The organism is Polyangium mundeleinium (assembly GCF_028369105.1).
Lineage (GTDB): Bacteria > Myxococcota_A > Polyangia > Polyangiales > Polyangiaceae > Polyangium > Polyangium mundeleinium.
Genome location: NZ_JAQNDO010000001.1, coordinates 8,928,903 through 8,944,680, shown reverse-complemented (window position 1 = coordinate 8,944,680; position 15,778 = coordinate 8,928,903). Strand labels below are relative to the sequence as shown.

Sequence of the window (15,778 nt, the reverse complement as noted above, 5' to 3'; positions counted from 1 at the left end):
CATGGCCGCCCGCGTGGATCCGAGGACGGGCGCTGCCCTGGAGGTCGCGTGGAACCCGGCGCTCCCGAAGGACACGCTGGCCGATCCCCGTTCGCACGACATCCTGGCTTGTCGCGTCGCACATTTGCCGGATCGAGGGCTCGTCTTCTGCCCCATGGATTTCGAACGTGTCGAGACGGCCGTCTTCAATTTGACGGGCCCGCTCGCCCTGCGGCGCGCCGAGATGCCGAAGCTCTCCCTGACACATGTTCACGAGGTCATTCGGCGGCCCCGCGGCGCGCTCGTCTTCTATGGTCATTGCGCGCCCCCGCGGGCGAAGGACGCGTCCGCCGAGGAGGAGGAGCCCGTCGTCTTGTGCGCGTCCGGGCCCGGGGGGGACGTCGGGCCGGTTCGTCCGAAGCCGGACCTTTACGAGGAAGGGACGTCCTCGGGACCCCGGGAAAACCAGCTCGCACGACGCGGCTGAGCAAGCGCCCCGATGGGGAACTTCTTGAAGGCGACCTTGGGGCCGAACGAGGACGATCCGGTCGTTGGAAATACCGGGCAATCCCTGTTCGCGTGGATGGCCGACGGCTCGTTGCGGAACGTCGCCTCCTTGTATGGGCCGCGCAACGTGGCCGAGGCGGGAGTTCTCGGGAGCAAGGAGTTCCCTGTTCTTCTCGATGGCAGCGGGTGGTCCGCTGTGCAGGCGCTGCCGCTCGGCGCAGGCGCGAATCCGGTTGCGCTTCTTCCCTTGCACGGATGGACGATGCACCGACCACCGAGGCCCGGTGGGTTGTGGGCCCTGCCGATCTGTCGTCCGGGCGCGTCGGGGATGTTGTTTCGTCTCCGGGAGCTCAATGCGCGCATCTCCCTCGAAGTGGACGGCGTGACGTCGACCGACGCGCGGATCCACGCGTTGTATTACGAGGTCCGTGTCGACAAGGGCGCGGCGTGTATCGAGAGCGTCGACGTCAGCCTGGAAGAGGAGGCGCTTCCGGACCACCCGCGTCCGCTCGGCTTCGTGACCGCCCATTTCGCGAAGAAAACAGCGCACGCGATGGAATGGGGCGACGGCGGATCGTTCGTCCGGATGGCCTGCACGCTGCATTGAAGTGCAAGGAGGGCGCTCCCTGGGCGTCCGGAGGGAGCGCGCGGACGAGGTCGTGGACCTTGCCGATGATGTCGTTGGAGCTTTCCGACGATGTCGCGAAGCCTTCCGACGATGTCGTTGGAGCCTTCCGACGATGTCGCGGAGCTTTCCGACGTGGTCGTTGATCTTGCCGACGATGTCGTTGGAGCTTGTCGACGATGTCGCGGAGCTTTCCGACGTGGTCGTTGATCTTGCCGACGATGTCGTTGGAGCTTGTCGACGATGTCGCGGAGCTTGCCGACGATGTCGTTGGACCTTGCCGACGATGTCGCGGAGCCTTCCGACGTGGTCGTTGATCTTGCCGACGATGTCGTTGGACCTTGTCGACGATGTCGCGGAGCTTGCCGACGATGTCGCGGAGCTTGCCGACAGCGGGAAACGGGGCACGGGATTTTCGGCGGGGAGGGGTCGCGGCGGAGGACCCGGGCGGCTGCGGGGCTTTCGCATTTGTGAAGAAGCTTCCGGTCGGATTTGGGGCGCTGGTACCGTCGGCGTGGGAGGTCGTATGCGCGCTCGTTCCTTCACCTCGCCCCTGCTGGCACTGACTCTTCTTTTCTGCGCTTCGCCCGCGCACGCGCTGGAGTTCCGTGTCTGCGTCAAGCCACCGGACGTCCCGCCCGGCCTGACGGTGTGGGCCTATGAGAATGGGTCGGCGAAGGTGTGGACCACGCGCAGCCGGGTGGAGTTCGCGCGGAAGGTCGAGGGGCGCGCCATCTTTCGCTACGATCCCTATGCCCCGCCAGAGAGCGTGCGAATTTTACCCATCCCGTACAACACGCTGAAATGCCCGCCACCGCCGCCGCCGCCGAAACCGGCGCCGGCGAAGGAGGCGCCGAAAAAAGAAGAGACGAAAGCGGAAGACGGGAGCGCGAGCAAAGCGCCCGGCAAGCGCGGCGGCGACGAGGAACGTAAAGGCGGCGGCGACGAGGGCAGCGTCGAGAAGCGCGTCGAGAAACATCGCGTTCCGCAGCCGAAGGAGGGCCCGCCGCCTCCGCGTGCTTCGGCCCCGGCCAAGCAGCAGGATCCGGTCTTGCCGCGGGAAGGCGTCTTATCGAGCGAGCCCATTCTCCCGCAGCGAGAGGCGAAGTGGGCGGACAAGGAGCACGGGCTCGTGGATCGAGGCGGCGCGCTCCCACAGCGCGTGGACACGGCAGACCGGAAGCCGTTGAACGTCACGTCGTGCGAGCAGACGAAGGAGGGCTGCCCGGCGCGGCCGAAGAAGACGCGGGCGGGGGCGATCCTGGAGCAGGTGGTGATCGCGGGGGCGATCTTCAACCTGCAAATGAACGAGGACCTGCATCGCCCCGACGGGAAGGAATACGGGATCGTCGGCGGGATGAACGCGGACGGGCCGAACGACCCGCGGCTCCAGGCGGCGGCCGCGGCCGTGATGTTCTCGCCCGTGGCGATGGCGCTCGGCAACAGGTTCATGAAGGCGACGTCGGAGGCCTTGAAACGCGGGGAGAACGTCGTCATCAAGGACGTGAGCGAGCTGTCGGAAGATGCGGCGAAGTACCTGGCGGAGGAGTTTGGCGAGGAGTTGACGCAGGCGCTCGCCAAGGCGGAGGTGATCGGGCCGTTTCGGGTGATGCGGCACTTCACGAAGGGGTATGAACGGAAGTGTCAAGCGCATCATATCTACGAGACGGCCAAGATGGAGGGCATCGGTCTCAACTCCCTGGATGGACCATCGGTGATCCTGTCGAGCGAGGCGCACACGGTGATGACGAACAAGCTGCGCGAGGCTACGAAAGGTATCATGGCCGATGAACTACCCAAGCTCTGGAAGGCATACCAGAAAGTCTACGCGGACTCTCCCCACTGGCTTAAGGCCATCGAACATTACTTCGATTGACTGGTTGGGTGAACCGGACGTCGAGCGATGAAAACCAAGGTAAAAGTATCTTTCCACGGCCACCATGTCCCAGGGGGAGAGCAGACTATCCTCGCTCCGGCGGGCTGTGGGCCTGATGTCGTCACGGTACACGATTACAAGGCTCTACGGCAGGTTCTCGTCGACGTCATCGTGGACGTTGACGACCCTTGCCTGCCCCTCCTGCAAAAGCTCCTCCTCGCCTACAAGGTCGAATGGTTCGAGGATCGCTGGGACGAGTACACGGACGACGAGTTCGAGGCCGCACCCCTCATCGTTGCGGGCGTCACCTGGGAGATCTTCGTCCTCGGAGGCCCCCGGTTCGGCACGGACTACGACATCTCGACGGCGTGCCCGGCGTGTGGCGCAGGCATCCGTCAAACTTCGGCGTACGTGCTCGATGGCACAAGCCAGGATAGCATGCCGAAGCTCGGGCAGTTTCGCGCCGTGGGCAGCTACAGCGAGATCCTCGTCGACGAACGGCTCGCCGAGACGCTCGAGAACGCCAAGCTATCGGGGCTCTCCTTCCGGAGCGTGTACGCAAGGCAGAAGGACGTGCGGCAAATCAAGCTGCCATGGAGGCAGATGTGGGCGTCGCACACGTTGCCCCCGATGTCCCCGCGCTCGACCGGGATCGAACGGAAACGCGTGTGCAAATCCTGTGGGCGCAGCAAGTTCAACCAGTCCACCGAGGAACCCCTGCGCCTCGCGTACCACGCCCGGGATCTCGTCGGAGCCCAGGACGTCAACCGCATGTGGGAGCATTTCGGATTCTTTCGGTGGACCGGCGATCTGAAGACGGCCGTCATCGGGCAACCCTATTTCCTCATCACCCCCAAGGTCTGGCGCATCTTCAAGGAGGCAGGCGTGACCGGGTTCAAGTGGCTGCCCATCCGGGTCGTCGAGGAGGAATGACGAGACAGCCCGGACGCCCCGCCTCTCCCGTGACGCCGCCCTCCCACCCCGCTATCCTCCCCCCGCCGTGAACGTCATCACCCTCTCGATCCCAGCATTCTTCGTCCTCATGGGCCTCGAATGGACCGTGGGGCGTATCAAGAAACGGCACGTCTACCGCGGCCCGGACGTGCTCGCGGATCTGCTCCTCGGCTCGGCGCAGACGCTCTTTGGCGTCGTCGCGGCGGGCGTGCTCCTCGGCGGATACCTCTTGCTTTACGAGCGGCGCTTTTTCGACGTCTCGCCGGACTCGGCGCTCGCCTGGGCCTCCTTGCTCGTCGGGCTCGATTTTCTTTATTACTGGTTCCACCGCGCCTCGCACCGCATGAACCTCGCGTGGGCCGCGCACGCGCCGCACCACCAGAGCGAGGATTACAACTTCGCCGTCGCGCTCCGCCAGGGGCCCGTCCAGCCGCTCGTATCGCGTTTCTTTTACCTGCCGCTCGCCCTCTTCGGATTCCCACCCGCCATGTTCGCGACGGCGCTCGGAATCAATACGGTCTACCAGTTCTGGATTCACACCGAGCTCGTCGGCAAACTCGGCCCGCTCGAATGGGTGCTGAATACGCCCTCGCACCACCGCGTGCATCACGGTTGCAATGGGCGGTATCTCGATCGCAACCACGGCGGCATGCTCATCGTCTGGGATCGGCTCTTCGGGACGTTCGAGCCCGAGGCGGAGAAGCCGGTCTACGGGACCGTCAAGCCCGTCGCCTCGTGGAACCCGCTCGTCTGCGCGTGGGCGCCCTTCGGCGACATCCTGGAGACCGCCGCTCGCGCGCCGCGCTTCCTCGACAAACTCAAGGTCTGGTTCATGCCCCCCGAGTGGCGGCCCCGCGGGATGACGCCGGCCGCGATCGACATCGCGCCGGATCGACCGAAGTACGATGCGCGGCCGACGCGCGGCGCGGGGATCTACGCGGCCGTGATGCTCGTCCTCACGCTCGCCGCCACGGTGCACTTCCTCGTGAAGGGCGCGTCGGCGCCGCTCGGCACGCAGCTCGTGTTCTCGGCGTGGTTCGTGGCGGCGCTCGGCGGGCTCGGGGGCGTGCTCGAAGGGCGCGCGTGGGCGAAGCCGCTCGAAGCCGCGCGCGTCGTCGCCACGCCGTTCGTGCTCTGGATGCTCCTCTGACGATCCCGAACCGAGCGTTTGCCCAGGAACGATCGGACGGGCGCGCCGAACCCGCGCGCCTCTCGCGCGTCGTGTTCGTGCTCGGTTCGTTCGGCGGAGTGTCGTTCAGCCGACGCGGATCTTGGCGTCGCCACGATGCCGGCCGGTGCGAGAACGGATCTCGATCCTGTACACACCGAGGGACGACACGACGAACTCGATCGGCGGAGGGCTCTGCGGCGCGCCGGTCGGCGGATCCCGCACGAGGGAGTCGACGATGTTCGTGCCCGAGGGCGAGAAGACCTTGAGGGAGTAGGGCGGGTCCGCCGTCTCGGCGGGGACAAAGACGAGCGAGAGCCGTTCCCCCTGCGGGATCTTCTCGAAAAACGGCACAGTGCCGCGGTTCGAGGAGCGGGCCGGGTGGCAGTAAATCTCGATGTCGCCTGAGCTCTCGATCGGTCCTGACATTGTTGGCGGTGTCGCCCTCGGCGGCGGCTGTGAGGCCAGGGGCGAGGAAAGGACGCTAGCAGCCTTGGGGCGGCGCCATCAAGCCCCGTCGACGCGGCGCGCGCTCCCCTGGTAGTATCCGCGATGATGCCGAAAGGCCTCGCCTCCGCGAGCGCAAGACACCACGTCGGGCGCATCCGCGGCAGATCGAGCGGGCGGCGCGTGGATCGTCACGCGAGCCAGCCCCGTACCCGAGGAGAACACGAAGGAACATGGATCAGCGCGCTCTCAGCGATCATCGTTAGGCCCGAAGACCGCGAGCGCGGACCCGATGATCGGTAAGGTCGTCGCAGGTCGTTACCGCCTCGAGACCCGGATCGGCGAGGGCGGTATGGGCGTGGTGTACCGCGCCCGCCACGTGCTCATCGATCGGGTGGTCGCCCTCAAGCTCATCCGCCCCGATCTACGCGGCGAGACGCACCTCCGCGCATGGATGCTCCGTGAGGCCCGTGCCGCGAACCGGGTGGATCACGCCCACATCATCGACATCCACGACATCGGCGAGACCGAGGAAGGCGAGCTCTATCTGGTGATGGAGTACCTCGTCGGCACGCCGCTCAGCGCCGAACTCGCGCGCGGGCCCATGCCGATCGCGCGCGGCGTCGACATCCTCGAACAGATGTGCGCCGCCCTCGCCCGCGCCCACGACCTCGGCGTCGTGCACCGCGATCTGAAGAGCGACAACATCCTCCTCACGCAGCGCGGCGGTCGGAAGGACTTCGTCAAGATCCTCGACTTCGGTCTCGCCGCGATCGCACGCGACCCGCGCCTCGCGCCGAAGGGCGCGGTCTTCGGGACCCCGGAGTACATGTCGCCCGAGCAGGCGCGCGGCGAGGAGGCCACGCCGCACGCGGACCTCTACGCGCTCGGCGTGCTCTTCTACGAGATGCTGACGGGGCAACTTCCTTTCCGCGCAAACGATCGCGAGACGTTGCTCGAGATGCAGCGGACGGCGATCCCCCGTCGCCCGCGCACGGTGCGCCCCGACGCGCATCCGCAAGGCGAGACGATCGCGATGCGGCTCCTCGAGAAGGACATCCGCAAGCGCTACCGCGACGCCCACCATCTCCAGGAAGAGCTCAAGGCCCTGCAGCGCAGCCTGCCGAGCACGCCCTGGGAGATGGAGACGGGCGAGGCCCTGCCCGCGCCGCCGCCGCCGCCGCCGCCGCAGTCGGCCGGCGTGACGGAGTGGGCGAACCGGACGGCGCTCTTCGCCCGCATGGCGGCGCGCGCGTACCCGGCGGGCAACGCGCCGCCCGACATCCAGACCGCGCTCGCGCAGCTCTGGGAGCTCGCGGCGAAGGCGAACCGGCTGGAGGGCGAGGTCGCGAGCCACACGCGCAAGCTCGACGCCCTGGAGCGGCGCGGGCGCGCGCTCCGCGCAGAGATCGGCCGCAAGGTCGAGGAGCTCGCGCACGAGGAGTCGCGCGTGATGCGCGAGGCCGGGGCCGACGGCGAGGACGTGGACAAGGTGCGCAGCGAGCTCGCGCAAGCAGAGAAGCTCGCGACGGAGGCGAAGCTGCTCGCCGACGGCGCCGCGCGACAAGGCGCGTTCGATCGGACGGTGTTCGAACGCGCAGGCGCGACGGGCGCGACCGTGCAGGCGAAGCGCGAGCAGCTCGCGCGTTACGAGGCGAAGAAGAACACGCGCGAGACGACGGCGCGGGATCTGCGGCGCCAGATCGACGAGCTCCGCGGGCAACTGACGCGGTACGCAGAGGCGCTCGAAGAGGATCTCGGGCAGGGCCGCGAGAAGGTCGCACAGCGGACGCGCGAGGGCCTCGGCTTCGAGAAGGCGTTCAGCGACGCGTCGAACCTCCTGCTCGCCCACCTGCGCAACAAGCCCGAATGCCGGGATCTCGTGGCAGAGCTGCTCACGGCGAACAAGGACGCGAACCCCGCGTCGAGCGAGAGCGGCGAGCCCAAAGCCACGCTCGATAAGCGTCCGGGGAATTGATCTCCCGGATCCCGCCAGGGGGCCGGCCGCGGCCGGCCCCACCTCCAACAAAAGAAGGATGACGGGGAAGGCGTGCTGTGGTAGTCAGCGCGCGCCTCGGCGGGGAAAACCGTCGAGGGCGAGGCTGTGCTGAAGCGTCGGCGTCAGGGCTAGCGGGTCGATTTCGACGGAGCCTGCGCCGCGGGGACATTCCCCCGTCGGTGCCCGCTCATCCGCGTCTCACGCAGGCGGCCAACCCCTCGGAACCTGGGAGATCGCCGCGGCGGCGTGAGCCGGACGTCGGCAGTCTCCTCGTTTGAAGGAGGCACACCGTCATGAACGTAGAGGGTTCTTCGCGCCCGAGCTGGGCGCGAGCGTGGCCCGCGCGCGCCTTGGCCGTCGTAGGCGCGCTGTTTGCTATCGCCCTGGCTCGTCCCGCGCACGCGGACGAGGCTTCGCTCAAGCTTCCCGATCTGGGCTCTGTTTCCTTCGCCGGAAACGTGGACGGACGCACGTTGCTCTTCGCGGGCATGGGCGTCTGTGCGCTCGGTTTGATCTTCGGGATGACGATCTACCTGCAGCTCAAGAAGATGGCCGTGCATCGCTCGATGCTCGAGATCTCGGAGCTCATCTACGCGACCTGCAAGACGTACCTGATCACGCAGATCAAGTTCATCGTGCTCCTCGAGGTCCTCATCGGCCTCGTGATCGCGGTGTATTACGGCTATTTCAAGCACTTCGACGTGGGTCGCGTCGCGCTCATCCTGTTCTGCAGCCTCGTCGGCATCGCAGGCAGCACGGGCGTCGCCTGGTTCGGCATCCGCATCAACACGTTCGCGAACAGCCGCACGGCGTTCGCGTCCCTCCGCGGCAAGCCCTTCCCGACCTACGCGATCCCGCTCAAGGCAGGCATGAGCATCGGCACGGTGCTGATCAGCGTCGAGCTGCTCGTCATGCTGATCATCCTGCTCTTCGTCCCCGGCGAGTACGCAGGTCCGTGCTTCATCGGGTTCGCGATCGGCGAGTCGCTCGGCGCCTCGGCGCTGCGCATCGCCGGCGGCATCTTCACGAAGATCGCCGACATCGGCTCCGACCTCATGAAGATCGTCTTCAACATCAAGGAAGACGACGCGCGTAACCCCGGCGTCATCGCCGACTGCACGGGCGACAACGCGGGCGACTCGGTCGGCCCGAGCGCCGACGGCTTCGAGACCTACGGCGTCACCGGCGTCGCGCTCATCTCGTTCATCCTGCTCGCGGTCGCGGACGTCAAGACGCAGGTCCAGCTCCTCGTCTGGATCTTCGTGATGCGCATCATGATGGTCGTGGCCAGCGTCTTCAGCTACCTCGTCAACGAGGCGATCGCGAAGGCCCGCTTCGGCACCGTCGACAAGATGAACTTCGAGGCGCCGCTCACCTGGCTCGTGTGGCTGACCTCGTTCGTGTCGCTCGGCCTCACGTTCGCCGTGTCGTACGTGCTCATCCCGAACCTCGGCGACGGGACGCTCTGGTGGAAGCTCTCGCTGATCATCAGCTGCGGCACGCTCGCGGGCGCGATCATCCCCGAGGCGGTCAAGATCTTCACCTCGACCGAGAGCAGCCACGTGCGCGAGGTCGTGACCTCGTCGCGCGAAGGTGGCCCCTCGCTGAACGTCCTCTCCGGCATGGTGGCCGGTAACTTCAGCGCCTACTGGCTCGGCATGGTCATCGCGGGCCTCATGGGCATCGCGTACCTGGTCGCGCTCCAGGGCCTCGCCGCCGTCTTCACGTCGACGATGGCCGCGCCCGTCTTCGCCTTCGGCCTCGTGGCCTTCGGCTTCCTCGGCATGGGCCCGGTGACCATCGCGGTCGACTCCTACGGTCCGGTGACCGACAACGCGCAGAGCGTCTTCGAGCTCAGCGTGATCGAGTCGCTCCCCGGCATCAAGGAGGAGATCAAGAAGGAACACGGCTTCGACGTCGACTTCGAGAAGGCCAAGCACTACCTCGAGGAGAACGACGGCGCAGGCAACACGTTCAAGGCGACGGCAAAGCCGGTGCTCATCGGCACCGCCGTCGTCGGCGCGACGACCCTGATCTTCTCGATCATCCTGGAGCTGCAGACGGAGTTCGGCGTGGTGGAGGCGATCCAGCGCCTCTCGCTCATCAACGCGCCCTTCCTCCTCGGCCTCATCGTCGGCGGCGCGGTGATCTACTGGTTCAGCGGCGCCTCCTGCCAGGCCGTCGTGACCGGCGCCTACCGCGCCGTCGAGTTCATCAAGGCGAACATCAAGCTCGAAGGCGCCGAGAAGGCGAGCATCGAGGACAGCAAGAAGGTCGTCGAGATCTGCACGCAGTACGCGCAGCGCGGGATGATCAACATCTTCCTCGCGGTCTTCCTCGGCACCCTCGCCTTCGCCTTCCTCGATCCGTTCTTCTTCATCGGCTACCTGATCTCGATCGCGCTCTTCGGCCTGTATCAGGCGCTCTTCATGGCAAACGCCGGCGGCGCCTGGGACAACGCGAAGAAGCTCGTCGAGGTCGAGCTGAAGGAGAAGGGCACCCCCCTCCACGCAGCGACCGTCGTCGGCGACACCGTCGGGGATCCCTTCAAGGACACCTCGTCGGTCGCCATGAACCCGATCATCAAGTTCACCACGCTCTTCGGCCTCCTCGCCGTCGAGCTCGCGATCAAGATCCCGCACCAGACGAGCATCGTGCTCGCCGGCATCTTCTTCATCGCGTCGACGATCTTCGTGTATCGGTCGTTCTACGGCATGCGCATCAAGACGGAAGTGAAGTCGGCAGCGCCCGCAGCGCACTGATCACGTCCCGTCGAGCGGACCGGCAATAGCGGTCCCCGTCGAACGCCCTCGCTCCCCGCAGAGCGAGGGCGTTCGCTTTTTCGAAGCGAGCGATACACCTTCGAACTATAAATCAGGCGATGCGAGCTCTCTGTCCGTCCTGCGGTTTCCACCACGAGGTCGTCCGCGTTCTCGAAGACGGACACGGAGAAAGCCGCAAGGACGTCTACCAGGTCGCGCCGTTGGCCGAGTGCGAGCGCACATGGATCAGCGACCAGGAGCTGCTCGAAGCACGCGCCCGCTTCGGGACCGAGGCCATCGTTCAGGACGACGAGTACGACGTTTGAGGGCGTAGCGCCGGGGTTTCACCCCGGGCCCTACCAGGGGCTGTCCGCCCCTGGACCCGGACCAGGCACGGCCTGGACCGAGGGTGCATCGACCGCGATGCGGTCGATGCAAGGTCAGAAGATGATGGGGACGAGGACTTTGACCTGGGAGCCCTGTGAGGGCGCGGGGAAGCGGAACGTGCCGACGACCTGCGCGACGCAGCTCGCGAGTTCGTGTTGCCAGAAGGTCGATTCGGGGACCCAGACCTCGTCCACGCGGCCGGCGCCGTCGATCGTGAACGACAAGGTCATGCGGCCGCGGACGCGGTTGCCGCGCTTGGATTCGAGGAGGTAGCAATCCTGCACGTCCTCGCGGTGATCCGCGAGGATGCGCTGCACGACGTCGTCCGTGAGCGGCCCCGTGATCGTGGCAGCCTCGATGCGGACTTTGACGCGCTCGCCCGGGCGACTGCTGCCGACGCCGTGGCCGCTGCCGTGCCCGATGGTGCCGATCGAGCCGAGGCCAAGGACGCCCTCGCCCGTTCCACCGCCGCCGATCCCAATCCCGCTCAGGCCGAGGCCGCCGCTGCCGAAGACCTTGCTCGGGCCGCCGACGACGCCACCGACGACGCCACCAAAGACCCCGCCTTCCACGCCGTCGACAGGGGCGAGGTTGTCCCCCGAGCCTTGGAGCACGCCGACCATCCCGTACTCGGCGGCCTCTTCGAGCGCCTTCCTGCGCGCGTCATTCGGATCGTTCGTAGCGGCCGTGCTGGGTTTGTCCGCAGCCTTGGCCTTGACCCCGTCGCCGACCATCACGACGGGCTCGGGCCCAGCGGAGCGCGCGGCGCTGCTCGCGCAGCCACCCACGAGCCACGCCGTCGCCGCGAGTGCCACCACGCGAGCCTGATTGTGCATGAAGCGAGCGTAGAAGGGGGGGCGCAGGGCGTCAACGAACGACGCCCGCGAGAGGCTTCACGCGGCGGTCGCCGCGCTTCCGTCTTTGGACTTGCCCTCGGCGTAGAGGGCCTCGATCTGCTGGCCGTAGCGCTGCCACACCACGCGGCGCTTCACCTTGAGCGAGGGCGTGAGCAGGCCGTTCTGCGTGGTGAAGTCCTCGCTCGTGAGCGTGACCTTCTGGATCTTCTCGAAGCCCTTCCACTCGGACGAGTACGTCTGGATCTCGTCCATCACGAGCTGCTTGACGCGCGCGTTCTCGCACATCGCAGCGTCGCTCTCGAACGAGAGGCCCTGCCCTTGCGCCCACGTCTTCACGGCCTCGACGTCGATGGCCACGAGCGCGACGTTGTAGAGGCGGTTGTCGCCGTAGACCATCGCGTTGAGGATGTACGCCGAGAGCTTGAGCTGCTCCTCGAGCGGAGCCGGGGAGACGTACTTGCCGTTCTCGAGCTTGTACTGCTCCTTGATGCGGCCCGTGATGTAGAGGTAACCCTCGTCGTCGAGGTAGCCGAGGTCGCCCGTGCGGAAGCCACGATCCTCGGTGAAGACCGCTTTGTTCTCGTCGTCGCGGTTGTGGTAGCCCTGCATGATGTTCGGGCCGTGAATGACGATCTCGCCGTGCTTGGGATCGCCCGAGGCTTCCTTGTCGATGACGATCTTCACGTGCGGGATCGCCTTGCCGACGCTGCCGATGCGTTGCGCGCCGGGGCGGTTCGCCGTCGCGATCGGGCTCGTCTCCGTGAGGCCGTAGCCCTCGTAGACCGTGATGCCGAGCGCGTCGATGAACTCGGCGACCTCACGCGAGAGGGCCGCGCCGCCGCTGAACGCGTACTTCATGCGGCCGCCGAACTTGGCGCGGATCTTCGAGAAGACGAGCTTGTCGGCGAGCGCGAGCTTGATCTTCTCGCCGAGCGAGAGCGAGCCCGCGCCCTCCTTGCGCTTCTTCGTGGCCGCGCGGATGCCGGCCTTGAAGAGGGCCTGGATGGGCTTCGGCTTGCCGGCCATCTGCTTGTTCACGCCGTCGTAGATGCGGTTGAAGATGCGCGGGACGCTGCAGAGCATCGTCGGGTGCACCTCCGCGAGGTTCGCGATGATCTTGTCGACGCCCTCGGCGAGCGCCATCGCGCCGCCGAGCGAGAGCAGCGCGTGGAGCTCACACGTGTGGCCGAACGAGTGCGCCCAGGGCAGGAACGAGAGGCTCCTGTCGTCGGTGACGAGCGGCAGGATCTCGTGCACGGCGTTGATGTTCGAGGCGACGTTGCCGTGCGAGAGGATCACGCCCTTGGGGTTGCCCGTCGTGCCCGAGGTGTAGATGAGGCACGCCGTGTCGGCGGGCGTGGGCTTGATGGCCGGGACCGGGCTCTTCGCGCCGGCTTCGAGCAGCGCCGCGTAGGACGAGGGCTCGCTCTTCGGGCGGGTGAGGCCGATGATGTGCTTGAGCGAGGGCGCCTTCTCCGGGATCTCCTGGGCCGTCTGGTAGATCTCCTCGGTCGCCGCGATGAGCGCGACGGCCTCGCAGTCGTTCACGATGAAGGCCCACTCCTTCGGGAGCTGCGCCTCGTACATCGGCACGAGCGCCGCGCCGAGCCCGTAACACGCGTAGGCCGCGACGGCCCACTCGATGCGGTTGTTCGAGATGATGGCGACGTTGTCGCCGCGCTTCACCCCGAGCGACGCGAGCCCCGCGCGGAAGTCGTCGACGAGCTTGCCGACCTCACCGTAGGTGGTCCACACCCACGTGCCGTCCTTCTTCACGCCGAACAGATCCTTGTTCTTGAACTGCTGGACGGAGCGCTCGAACAGGTCCACGAGTGTCTCGAATTTCGCCGACGACATGTCCTCTCCTTGGTCGGTCCCTTGAACCGCGTCTTGTCGTGCACGCCCGCCGTGCTCGCAAGGGGCCACGCGCGGCTGGGACGTCGGAAGAGCGCCTTTTCCTCGCGCCGGCCGCCATCATCGCGGCTCCTTTCGCCCACTGCAACAGCCTCGGCGTGAAGAAGCGCGTCCACGCGCTGGCCGCCCCTCCGCCGTTTTGTTACATGAGCGGCGCCCATGCCTCGTTACGCCATCACGACGTTCGGATGCCAGATGAACGTCCACGACTCCGAGCGGATGCACGAGGTCCTCCGTCGCGCCGGTTATACGGAATCGGAAGACCCGAAGGCCGCGGACGTGGTCGTGCTGAACACCTGCAGCGTCCGGGAAAAGGCCGAGCAGAAGCTCCTCAGCGAGGTCGGCCGCCTCGCGAAGTGGAAGCAGACGCACCCCGAGATGGTCCTCGTGGTGGCCGGGTGTGTGGCCCAGCAGGAGGGCGAGCGGCTGCTCACGCGCAGCCAAGGCATCGACCTCGTCCTCGGCCCCGACAACATCCCCGAGCTGCCGCGCCTGCTCGACGACATCGGCCTCGGCGCGCCGCCGCTCGTGCGGACGGTCTTCGACCTCGAAGCCCCGCGCTTTTTGACCGCGCTCTTCGACGAGGGGGGCTCCACGCCGACAAGCGAAGCCAGCCCCCCGGTCGCCGCGCGTGCGCCCACGGCGTTCGTGACCACGATGAAGGGCTGCAACGAGCGTTGCTCCTTCTGCATCGTCCCGTACACGCGGGGGCCCGAGCGCTACCGGCCGAGCGCGGAGATCGTCGCGGAGATCGCGGGGCTCGTAGAGGCGGGCGTCCGCGAGGTGACGTTGCTCGGGCAAACGGTGAACAGCTACCGGGATCCGAGCAGCGAGCTCTCGCGCGCGCCCGGCGCCTCGCCCGACGATCCGGACGAGAGCGAGTTCGCCGCGCTCCTGCGGCGCATCGCGGCCGAGGTCCCCGGGCTCGTGCGGCTCCGGTACACGAGCCCGCACCCGCGGCACCTCACGCCCTCGCTCATCGAGGCGCACGCGGAGCTCACGGTCCTCGCCCGCCACGTGCACATGCCCGTGCAGTCGGGGAGTGATCGCATCCTGAAGCGCATGATCCGGCGCTACACGCGGGCCGAGTACGTCGCGCGGGTGGGCTCGCTCGTGGCGCGGCTGCCCGATCTGTCGCTCTCGACCGACATCATCGTCGGGTTCCCGGGCGAGACCGAGGAGGACTTCGCCGCCACGCTCTCGCTCGTGCGGGAGGTGGGCTTCCGGGGACTGTTTGGGTTCAAATATTCGCAGCGCCCGTACACGCCGGCCCGCAAGCTCGCGGACGACGTGCCCGAGGCCGAGAAGAGCGAGCGTCTCGCGCGGCTCTTCGAGGTGAGCGAGGAGCTGCTCGGCGCGCATTTGCAAAGGCTCGCCGGGAGCCGCCAGCGCGTGCTCGTCGAAGGCGCGGGCAAGGAAGGCACGAACGCCTGGACGGGTCGCACGGAGCGCAACGAGATCGTGCACGTCGTCGGGGCCGAGCGGCTCGATCTGCGCGGGTCGATCGTCGAGGTCGTGATCACGCGCGCGAACAAGCACTCGCTCCAAGCCGAGCTCTCGGACGAGGCACGCGCGGCGGCAAAGCCGCTCCCCGCGGCACCACCCGCGGCGCCGGTGGAGGCGCCGAAGCCGCGCGCGGCGGGGGAGCGGCGCTCGCTCCCGATCGTGGCCGCCGGGGGAGGGTAGGCGCTTGGCGCTCGTCCTTCCTTACGGGGACCATGCCCCGCGGCTCGGCCGGGGTGTCTTCCTCGCGCCGAACGCGACGCTCGTCGGCGACGTCGAGCTCGGCGACGAGGCGAGCGTGTGGTTCGGCGCCGTCCTGCGCGGCGACATTGGCCCGATCCGCATCGGCCCTCGCACGAACGTGCAGGATCTCGCCTGCCTGCACCTCACGGACGGCGTCTCGAAGACGACGATCGGCGCGGACGTCACGATCGGCCACGGCGCGATCCTGCATGGCTGCACGGTCGAGGACGGTTGCCTCATCGGCATGGGCAGCATCGTGCTCGACAACGCGGTGATCGGCGCGGGCTCGGTCATCGCGGCCGGCGCGCTCGTGCCGCCGCGGATGGTGATCCCGCCTCGATCCATGGTGAAAGGCAGCCCCGCGAAGGTCGTCCGCGAGGTGACCGACGAGGAGGCGAAGCTCGGCCTCGCCGGCGCGATGCATTACGTGCTGAATGCGCAGAGGTACCGCGGGATCTGCGGCGACTGAGCGAAGCGAACCGGCGGCACGGGCGTTCTTGGTCACGCCATGCGTGATCTCCCTCCATCGCTTACCGAGAAACTTCCAAAGACGGAAA

Annotated in this window: 13 protein-coding genes; 10 read left to right on the top strand and 3 right to left on the bottom strand. The window is 67.3% G+C overall.

Annotated elements, in window-relative coordinates; translation table 11 throughout:
* The first annotated feature begins 1 nt into the window (after position 1).
* The 5 genes from POL67_RS35395 (at position 2) to POL67_RS35375 (ending at position 5,091) form a co-directional block, all read left to right on the top strand.
* Positions 2–466, top strand: coding sequence for a hypothetical protein (locus POL67_RS35395; protein ID WP_271925046.1), 465 nt, complete (start codon positions 2–4; stop codon positions 464–466).
* A gap of 12 nt (positions 467–478) precedes the next feature.
* The gene (locus POL67_RS35390) at positions 479–1,093 is read left to right on the top strand and encodes a hypothetical protein (protein WP_271925045.1); all 615 of its coding nucleotides are present in this window, start codon (positions 479–481) and stop codon (positions 1,091–1,093) included.
* A 544-nt stretch (positions 1,094–1,637) separates the two neighbouring features.
* Complete coding sequence (locus POL67_RS35385; protein ID WP_271925044.1) at positions 1,638–2,987, top strand: hypothetical protein; 1,350 nt, start codon at positions 1,638–1,640, stop codon at positions 2,985–2,987.
* A 171-nt stretch (positions 2,988–3,158) separates the two neighbouring features.
* The gene (locus POL67_RS35380; RefSeq protein WP_271925043.1) at positions 3,159–3,920 is read left to right on the top strand and encodes a hypothetical protein; all 762 of its coding nucleotides are present in this window, start codon (positions 3,159–3,161) and stop codon (positions 3,918–3,920) included.
* 67 nt (positions 3,921–3,987) lie between these two features.
* Complete coding sequence (locus POL67_RS35375) at positions 3,988–5,091, top strand: sterol desaturase family protein (protein WP_271925042.1); 1,104 nt, start codon at positions 3,988–3,990, stop codon at positions 5,089–5,091.
* 105 nt (positions 5,092–5,196) lie between these two features.
* On the opposite strand, the gene POL67_RS35370 is transcribed toward POL67_RS35375, so the two are convergent.
* Positions 5,197–5,538, bottom strand: a complete 342-nt coding sequence (locus tag POL67_RS35370) for a hypothetical protein (RefSeq protein ID WP_271925041.1) — start codon at positions 5,536–5,538, stop codon at positions 5,197–5,199.
* A gap of 310 nt (positions 5,539–5,848) precedes the next feature.
* On the opposite strand from POL67_RS35370, the gene POL67_RS35365 reads away from it, so the two are divergent.
* From POL67_RS35365 to POL67_RS35355, 3 genes are all read left to right on the top strand, one after another.
* A complete protein-coding gene (locus POL67_RS35365) occupies positions 5,849–7,534 on the top strand; it encodes a serine/threonine protein kinase (protein WP_271925040.1) in 1,686 nt (561 codons plus the stop codon).
* A gap of 314 nt (positions 7,535–7,848) precedes the next feature.
* Positions 7,849–10,317 carry a sodium-translocating pyrophosphatase gene (locus POL67_RS35360; RefSeq protein WP_271925039.1) on the top strand — a complete coding sequence of 823 codons (2,469 nt, stop codon included), beginning with the start codon at positions 7,849–7,851 and terminating at the stop codon, positions 10,315–10,317.
* Positions 10,318–10,436: 119 nt separating this feature from the next.
* On the top strand, positions 10,437–10,643 hold the full coding sequence (locus POL67_RS35355; RefSeq protein WP_136931046.1) for a hypothetical protein: 207 nt from the start codon (positions 10,437–10,439) through the stop codon (positions 10,641–10,643).
* A 114-nt stretch (positions 10,644–10,757) separates the two neighbouring features.
* Here POL67_RS35355 and POL67_RS35350 read toward each other — a convergent pair whose 3' ends face one another.
* Both POL67_RS35350 and POL67_RS35345 read right to left on the bottom strand, forming a co-directional pair.
* Positions 10,758–11,540, bottom strand: a complete 783-nt coding sequence (locus tag POL67_RS35350; protein ID WP_271925037.1) for an AgmX/PglI C-terminal domain-containing protein — start codon at positions 11,538–11,540, stop codon at positions 10,758–10,760.
* 57 nt (positions 11,541–11,597) lie between these two features.
* On the bottom strand, positions 11,598–13,418 hold the full coding sequence (locus POL67_RS35345; protein ID WP_271925036.1) for an AMP-dependent synthetase/ligase: 1,821 nt from the start codon (positions 13,416–13,418) through the stop codon (positions 11,598–11,600).
* Between the two features lie 216 nt (positions 13,419–13,634).
* Here POL67_RS35345 and miaB point away from each other — a divergent pair, with 216 nt between their 5' ends.
* Both miaB and POL67_RS35335 read left to right on the top strand, forming a co-directional pair.
* Positions 13,635–15,161 (top strand): tRNA (N6-isopentenyl adenosine(37)-C2)-methylthiotransferase MiaB, encoded by a 1,527-nt coding sequence (gene miaB, locus POL67_RS35340; RefSeq protein WP_271925035.1) that lies wholly within the window; start codon positions 13,635–13,637, stop codon positions 15,159–15,161.
* Positions 15,162–15,165: 4 nt separating this feature from the next.
* Positions 15,166–15,690 carry a gamma carbonic anhydrase family protein gene (locus tag POL67_RS35335; protein WP_271925033.1) on the top strand — a complete coding sequence of 175 codons (525 nt, stop codon included), beginning with the start codon at positions 15,166–15,168 and terminating at the stop codon, positions 15,688–15,690.
* Positions 15,691–15,778: the final 88 nt, after the last annotated feature.

Coding starts and splice junctions, on each gene's coding strand:
- POL67_RS35395 (WP_271925046.1), top strand. CDS start 2: ATGGCCGCCCGCGTGGATCCGAGGACGGGCGCTGCCCTGGAGGTCGCG.
- POL67_RS35390 (WP_271925045.1), top strand. CDS start 479: ATGGGGAACTTCTTGAAGGCGACCTTGGGGCCGAACGAGGACGATCCG.
- POL67_RS35385 (WP_271925044.1), top strand. CDS start 1,638: ATGCGCGCTCGTTCCTTCACCTCGCCCCTGCTGGCACTGACTCTTCTT.
- POL67_RS35370 (WP_271925041.1), bottom strand. CDS start 5,538: ATGTCAGGACCGATCGAGAGCTCAGGCGACATCGAGATTTACTGCCAC.
- POL67_RS35365 (WP_271925040.1), top strand. CDS start 5,849: ATGATCGGTAAGGTCGTCGCAGGTCGTTACCGCCTCGAGACCCGGATC.
- POL67_RS35360 (WP_271925039.1), top strand. CDS start 7,849: ATGAACGTAGAGGGTTCTTCGCGCCCGAGCTGGGCGCGAGCGTGGCCC.
- POL67_RS35355 (WP_136931046.1), top strand. CDS start 10,437: ATGCGAGCTCTCTGTCCGTCCTGCGGTTTCCACCACGAGGTCGTCCGC.
- POL67_RS35350 (WP_271925037.1), bottom strand. CDS start 11,540: ATGCACAATCAGGCTCGCGTGGTGGCACTCGCGGCGACGGCGTGGCTC.
- POL67_RS35345 (WP_271925036.1), bottom strand. CDS start 13,418: ATGTCGTCGGCGAAATTCGAGACACTCGTGGACCTGTTCGAGCGCTCC.
- miaB (WP_271925035.1), top strand. CDS start 13,635: ATGCCTCGTTACGCCATCACGACGTTCGGATGCCAGATGAACGTCCAC.